Below are 3552 nucleotides of genomic sequence, written 5' to 3'. Positions count from 1 at the left end.
GGGGGGGGGGGGGGGGTTTGGGGGGGGGGGGGGGGGGGGGGGGGTGCCTGCGGGGGGCTGTTCCCCCTGCCCCCCCCTTCCCGAACCGGGGGCTCCCCCCCGGACCCCCGCATCCGAACTTCGTTCGGATCTCCTCAAGCGCCGGAGGGGCTGGGTTGGCCGGACTGGCCGGGTGGCTGCCCGTATACCCGGAGCTTCTCGGAGACCTCCAGCAATTCGCCCGCGGAAAGCAATCGCGGCGCGTGGCCCGGGATCGATGTGGCGGTCAGCCAGAGGTGGCAGAGCCATTCGAGTTGGGCTGTGCGGTCGTAGGCCTGGGCGAGGGTGGCTCCGTATGTGACCGTGCCGTGGTTCTGCAGTAGACAACCTGTGCGATCGCGAAGTGCGCCCAGCATGTTCTCGGCCAATTCGTCCGAGCCGTAGAGGGCGTACGGGGCGACGCGGACCACTCCCCCGAGGGCCGCGGTCATGTAGTGGACGGGCGGCAGCTCGTCGACGAGCGTGGAAACGGCCGTGGCGTGGACGGCGTGGGTGTGCACCACGGCCCGTGCGTCCGTCGACCGGTAGACCGCGAGGTGGAGAGGGAGTTCACTGGTCGGGGAGAGTGTGCCGAGCACCTGGCGGCCGTCGAGGTCCACCGCGATCGCGTCCTGGGGCCGCAGCCGCTCGTACGGAACTCCGCTCGGCGTCACGAGGACCAGGTCGCCGACGCGTACCGAGACATTGCCCGAGGTGCCGACGACCAGGCCCTCGTCCGCCGACCTGCGGGCCGTGGCCACCAGCGCCTCCCAGGCCTCCGCCACCGCATGCTCCCGCGCTTCCCGCTCACCTCGCACCATGCGCCGATCCTGCCAGGGACGGACCCGGGGCACCGGGGCCGGGCACTGTAGTGCGGAGCCCGGCCCTCCGAAAGGGCGCATATGCGCATTCATGGGGTTCTCTCCGAATTGGCCGAAGATCGACGGGCATCGGCCGACGTTCCCCTAACCTCTGGGGGATTTGTCATGCACGTCGCCATCCGGGGGGAAATATGGCTCGTGGCAATGCGTCACGCCGTCAAAGCCGTCGCCTGAGCGCGCTCGCCGCGTCCGCGGCGGCGCTCGCACTGGGGGGAACCGCGCTCATCGAGGCACCGGCGTCCGCGGCCTCGAAGCCGAAGGGGCACGACGTCTCTTCGCACCAGAAGAACGTCGACTGGCAGAAGGCCAAGTCCAAGGGCGCCAAGTTCGTCTACGTGAAGGCGACCGAGTCGCACACGTACAAGAACCCGTACTACAACCAGCAGTACAACGGCTCGCGCAGCGCCGGACTGATCCGCGGCGCCTACCACTTCGCCCTGCCGAACAAGTCGTCCGGCACCACCCAGGCCCGCCATTTCGTACGCAACGGCGGCGCCTGGCGCTCCGACGGCTGGACGCTGCCGCCCGCGCTCGACATCGAGTACAACCCGTACAGCAAGAAGAAGTGCTACGGACTGAGCAAGTCCAAGATGGTCGGCTGGATCCGCGCCTTCAGCAACGAGGTGCTCAGGGGGACCGGCAGGCGGCCCGTCATCTACACCAATACGAACTGGTGGAAGGCTTGCACCGGCAATTACTCGGGGTTCGGGAGCAATCACGCGCTGTGGATCGCGCGGTACAGCTCCTCGCCGGGGCCGCTGCCCGCCGGGTGGTCGTATCCGACCTTCTGGCAGTACGACAACGCGGGCAGGCTGCCGGGTGATCAGAATCTCTTCAACGGGTCGGCGGGAGGCCTGAAGAAGTTCGCCCGAGGGCGATAAGCCCGGCTTTACTGGGGTTGGCGCCTTTTTGCCCGAGCTCGCGGCGGGCGCCACCCCTCGATCCGGCCACCCGGACGCCCGGCCCAGTTCACCTTCCGTTCACTCAGGTTGCCTACGTTCGTCCAGCCACTGACATCGAACGATTGCCTGGGTAAATGGAACACTTCACGCTGCTGCTTGCGATCGTGATCGCCGTAGCTCTCGTGTTCGATTTCACGAACGGTTTCCACGACACCGCCAACGCGATGGCGACAACCATTTCGACCGGCGCCATGAAGCCCAAGGCGGCGGTCGCCATGTCCGCCGTGCTCAATCTCGTCGGAGCCTTCCTCTCGGTCGAGGTCGCCAAGACGATCTCCAGCGGCCTGGTGAGAGAGGACGGGATCCAACCCGAGGTGATCCTCGCGGCGCTCGTCGGCGCCATTCTGTGGAACCTGCTGACCTGGCTGGTCGGCCTCCCCTCCAGCTCCTCGCACGCCCTCATGGGCGGTCTGATCGGCGCCACCGTCGCCTCGATCGGCTTCGGCGGGGTCAACGGCGATGTCGTCGTCACCAAGGTCCTCATCCCCGCGATCGCCGCGCCCGTCGTGGCCGGCCTCGCCGCGATGCTGGCGACCCGCCTGACGTACAAGCTCGGCAAGAACGTCGGTGAGAAGTCCTCTGCCAAGGGCTACCGCGCCGGTCAGATCGCCTCCGCCGGCCTGGTCTCGCTCGCGCACGGCACCAATGACGCCCAGAAGACGATGGGCATCATCACCCTGGCCCTGGTCGCCGGCGGCGCGCTCGCGCCCGGCTCGAACCCGCCGGTCTGGGTCATCGTCTCCGCCGGTCTCGCGATCGCGCTCGGCACCTACCTCGGCGGCTGGCGCATCATCCGCACCATGGGCAAGGGCCTCACCGACCTCCAGCCGCAGCAGGGCTTCGCCGCCCAGACCTCGGCCGCCGCCGTCATCCTGGCCTCGTCCAACCTGGGCTTCTCGCTCTCCACCACGCACTCCTGCTCGGGCGCCGTGATGGGCGCGGGTCTCGGCCGCAAGGGCGGCGTCGTGCGCTGGTCGACCGCGACCCGGATGTTCATCGCGTGGGGTCTGACCCTGCCGGCCGCCGGTCTGATGGCCGCGGGCGCCGAGTTCGTGGCCCGTCAGGGCGACTGGGGAATCGCGGTCGTCGCGGTCTTCCTGGTGGTCTCGTGCGCGGCGATCTGGCTGTACTCGCGCCGTCAGGTCATCGACCACACGAACGTCAACGAGGTCGAGCCCGTCGCCGGCGAGCCCGGCGTGGTGACCACCGCGATCGCCGCGGTGACCCCGCCGCCGACCGTCGCCGCGGAAGCCGCCGAGGCCCTCGAGGCCACGGGCGCTCCCGCCGTCAAGACCACCATCCCGGCCCGCACGCCTGCTGCCGGCTCCACGCAGCCGGCCGGTGCGACCGCCTGACGCGGCTCGCCCGACTAGGTAAGGAATCAGCAGTATGAAGATCGACTGGGCAGCTCTGGGCTCTGTCTTCGGCGTCAGCCTTCTGGCCACGGTGCTTCTCGTGGGCCTGTTCACCCTCGGCATCATGGGCCTCTCCAAGCAGGAGACGGCCACCGCGCAGGGCGGCTCGGCGGCACTGGCCCGCACGGGTGCGTATGCCTGCTTCGCGCTGTGCGCGGCGGCCGTGGCGTACGGGATCTTTCTGATCGTCACCTGAGGCACGCGACACGACCGCCCCTTGCCCGGGGCTCCCCGGTCCCGGGCAGGGGGGGGGGGGGGTGGGCCGGGGGGGGTTTG

Annotated in this window: 4 protein-coding genes; 3 read left to right on the top strand and 1 reads right to left on the bottom strand. The window is 69.4% G+C overall.

From position 1 onward, the window contains the following. Positions 1-134: 134 nt before the first annotated feature. The gene (locus JAO81_RS36805) at positions 135-839 is read right to left on the bottom strand and encodes a class II aldolase/adducin family protein (RefSeq protein WP_199552348.1); all 705 of its coding nucleotides are present in this window, start codon (positions 837-839) and stop codon (positions 135-137) included. 191 nt (positions 840-1030) lie between these two features. Here JAO81_RS36805 and JAO81_RS36800 point away from each other — a divergent pair, with 191 nt between their 5' ends. From JAO81_RS36800 to JAO81_RS36790, 3 genes are all read left to right on the top strand, one after another. Continuing rightward, positions 1031-1780, top strand: coding sequence for a lysozyme (locus JAO81_RS36800; RefSeq protein WP_199552347.1), 750 nt, complete (start codon positions 1031-1033; stop codon positions 1778-1780). A 155-nt stretch (positions 1781-1935) separates the two neighbouring features. Continuing rightward, positions 1936-3216, top strand: coding sequence for an inorganic phosphate transporter (locus tag JAO81_RS36795; RefSeq protein ID WP_199552346.1), 1281 nt, complete (start codon positions 1936-1938; stop codon positions 3214-3216). A gap of 34 nt (positions 3217-3250) precedes the next feature. Next, entirely contained in the window at positions 3251-3472 is a 222-nt protein-coding gene (locus JAO81_RS36790; RefSeq protein ID WP_199552345.1) for a hypothetical protein, read from the top strand. The last annotated feature ends 80 nt before the right edge of the window (positions 3473-3552 follow it).

The organism is Streptomyces sp. N35 (assembly GCF_016464295.1).
GTDB lineage: Bacteria > Actinomycetota > Actinomycetes > Streptomycetales > Streptomycetaceae > Streptomyces.
The sequence above is the reverse complement of the archived record's forward strand: the minus strand, read 5'-3'. Positions and strand labels throughout refer to the sequence as shown.

Excerpts from the sequence above, each read along its gene's own strand:
- JAO81_RS36805 (WP_199552348.1), bottom strand. The coding sequence starts at position 839 with ATGGTGCGAGGTGAGCGGGAAGCGCGGGAGCATGCGGTGGCGGAGGCC.
- JAO81_RS36800 (WP_199552347.1), top strand. The coding sequence starts at position 1,031 with ATGGCTCGTGGCAATGCGTCACGCCGTCAAAGCCGTCGCCTGAGCGCG.
- JAO81_RS36795 (WP_199552346.1), top strand. The coding sequence starts at position 1,936 with ATGGAACACTTCACGCTGCTGCTTGCGATCGTGATCGCCGTAGCTCTC.
- JAO81_RS36790 (WP_199552345.1), top strand. The coding sequence starts at position 3,251 with ATGAAGATCGACTGGGCAGCTCTGGGCTCTGTCTTCGGCGTCAGCCTT.